Annotated in this window: 2 protein-coding genes; both read left to right on the top strand. The window is 68.3% G+C overall.

The annotated features are described in order from the left end of the window. The coding region (locus HUK84_RS13620) for a M13 family metallopeptidase (protein ID WP_176640772.1) at positions 1–2,023 on the top strand (2,023 nt) is incomplete at its 5' end. 130 nt (positions 2,024–2,153) lie between these two features. Continuing rightward, a complete protein-coding gene (locus tag HUK84_RS13615) occupies positions 2,154–2,909 on the top strand; it encodes a glycine betaine ABC transporter substrate-binding protein (protein WP_176640771.1) in 756 nt (251 codons plus the stop codon). Positions 2,910–3,075 lie beyond the last annotated feature (166 nt).

Here is a 3,075-nt window from a genome sequence, read left to right as displayed (position 1 = left end):
CGCGGCGCGCGCGGCGGATCCCGTGCCGGCCTATGGCGCCGCGACGGATGCCGCGCCGTCCTACGGTTCGTGGGGCTTCGACCTTGCGGGCCGGAACCCGGACGTCACGCCAGGGAATGATTTCTTCGGCTACGCCAACGGCCGCGCCGTGCATGACATCGTGATTCCGCCCGACATGACGGCCTATGGGCCGTTCAACATGCTGTTCGAACTGTCGCGCAAGCGGGTGCAGGCCATCCTGCAGGCGGTTTCGGCCCATCCGGTGGCGGAACCCGTGACGATCGACCAGAAGCTGGGCACGTTCTATGCGACCTTCATGGATGAAGGCGCGATCGAGGCGCTGGGGACCCGTCCGCTGGCGGCCGGGCTGGAGGCGATTCGCGCGGTGACGGACCGGTCGGCCTTCGCCAGGCTGCTGGGGCAGGGGCAGACGGGCTTTCAATATTCGCTGTTCGGGCTGGCGATCCAGCCGGACGCCAAGGACCCCACGCGCTATGCCCTGATGCTGGACCAGGCGGGCATCGGCATGCCGGACCGCGACTACTACCTGAAGCCGGCCCTGGCTGCGAAGAAGACGGCCTATCAGGCCTATGTGCGGCAGGTCCTGACCATGATCGGCTGGCCGGATGCCGACCGGGCGGCGCCGGCGATCGTGGCGTTCGAGACGCGCCTGGCCGGCGTGCATTGGGCGCGGCAGGATATGCGCGATCCGGATCGCATCTATAACCCGATCAGCGTGCCCGACCTGCGCAAGCGCGCCCCCGGCTTCGACTGGGCGTCCTATCTGGCCGGGGCGGAACTGCCGCCGGCGATCGTGAAATCGGGCACGCTGATCGTGGGTGAGCCCGACGCCATCGTGGGGGAGGCGCGGATCGCGTCCGAGACCGGCCTGGACACGCTGCGCGCCTGGCTGGCCTTTCACCTGGTGGACAATGCCGCGCGCGACCTGCCGCGGGCGTTCGTGCAGGCATCGTTCGATTTCAACGACAGGATCCTGTCCGGCCAGCCCCAGTTGCCCGAACGCTGGAAGCGCGCGGTGTCGGCCACCAGCGGCGCGATGGGCATGGCGCTGGGCCAGTCCTATGTCGCGCGCTATTTCCCGCCCGCCTATCGCGACACGATGCGCGACCTGACCGGCGAGCTGAAGGCCGCCTTCCGCGTGCGGTTGCAGCATAATGGCTGGATGGAGCCGAAGACCCGCGCCGCGGCCCTGCAGAAGCTGGATCATTTCACCATCCAGATCGGCTATCCGAACCGCTGGCGGGATTATTCGACGCTGCGGATCCGCCTGGGCGATGCCTATGGCAATGCGGAACGCGCCATCGGCTTCGAATGGCGCTACTGGCTGGGCCATCTGGGGCACAAGGTGGATCGCGACGAATGGGATATGACCCCGCAGACGGTCAATGCCTACAACAACCCGGTGTTCAACGAGGTCGTGTTCCCCGCCGCGATCCTGCAGCCGCCCTTCTTCAACCCGAAGGCCGATCCGGCCGTCAATTACGGCGCCATCGGCGGCGTGATCGGGCACGAGATGACGCATTCCTTCGACGACGAGGGGCGCAAGTTCGATTATCTGGGCCGGCTGAAGGATTGGTGGACCAAGGACGACGCGGCGCGTTTCGACGCGCTCTCGGCGAAGTTCGGGGCGCAATATGACGCCTTCCAGGTGCTGCCCGGCGTGCATGTGAACGGCAAGCTGACCATGGGCGAGAACATCGCCGACCTGGGCGGCCTGACCCTGGCGCTGGATGCCTATCATGCCTCGCTGCACGGCAAGCCGGCGCCGGTGCTCGGCGGGCTGAGCGGCGACCAGCGGGTATTCCTGGGCTGGGCGCAGGTGTGGCGGCAGAAGCTGCGCGACGACATCATACGGCAGCGGATCATGACCGACCCGCATTCGCCGCCGCAGGCTCGCGTCAATATCCCGATGCATAATATCGATGCCTGGTACCGGGCCTGGAGCGTCACCCCGGGCGAGGCGCTGTATCTGAAGCCCGAGGCGCGCGTGAAGATCTGGTAGCGGACGCGCTGTCGGCCTCCCCGTCGCCGGGTGGCGGGCCGGGGGAAGGGCCGGCGCTTTTTTGCGGTGCCGGCCCTTGCGCAATCTTGCGCCACCTGCTGGAACGACCCCGCTATCGGGGAGAGACGAGATGACGACGGTGACGCTGGGCCATCCGGATTCCATCCTGCACGCAGCGGAGGCTGCATCCGTGGTGCGCGTGCTCGAGGCCCATGAGCTGGAAGTCGCCTATGTGACCGGTGGCAAGGCCGAACTGGCCGCCGCCATGGCGGCGGGCCGGATCGATCTGTTCGTTTCGGCCTGGCTGCCGGACATCGATGCCGCCTGGGCGTCCGGGCTGCCGGGCATGGAGGCATTCGGCCAGTTGTACAAGCCTGTCTTCGGCTGGTCGCTGCCCGAGGGGGCCGCCCCGCAGGTCGCCGGAATCGGCGATCTGGCGTATGACGAGACGGTCAACCGCAACATCGTGGCGGCGGAGTCGGTGCTGGAGCGCGTGCGCCAGGCTGTGGCGGCCTATGGGCTGGCGGCGTGCGGTTTCACCATCGAGGCGCGGCCGGACGACGAGGCTTACGATCATGCCGCGCGGGCGATCGCGTCCGGCGAGGCCGCCATCCTGCCCTTGTGGCAGCCGAATTTCCTGCATCACGGCAGCCGCCTGCGCACGTTGGGCGACCCGAAGGGGGCGCTGGGGAGCGAGCAGCAGGCGCGCATGCTGCTGCGCCGTGCGGCCCGGGATGTGCTGGATTCCGACCTGCTGGACGAACTGGACGAACTGACCCTGGGCAACAAGGTGGTCAGCGCCCTGGATTATGCCATGCGCCGCGAGGGCATGAGTGCCGATGAGGCCGCCGAGGCGTGGCAGCGCGGCAAGCTGCTGCCGCGCTGACCGCGCGGTCTTTCGTCCCGTGACGATGCGGCCCATCGTGATCTTCGGTGCCGGGGTGCATCCCGACGGCACGCCGACCGCGACCCTGCGTCATCGGGTGGCCGCCGCCGCGTCCTATGGCCTGGCGCGGCAATCGGTCCTGTTCATCCCGACCGGCGGCACGCCG

The sequence above is a fragment of the Nguyenibacter vanlangensis genome, from assembly GCF_013376155.1.
In the GTDB taxonomy this organism is placed as follows: Bacteria; Pseudomonadota; Alphaproteobacteria; order Acetobacterales; family Acetobacteraceae; genus Gluconacetobacter; species Gluconacetobacter vanlangensis.
Note: the sequence above shows the minus strand (reverse complement) of the source record. Positions and strands in the feature narration are given on the sequence as shown.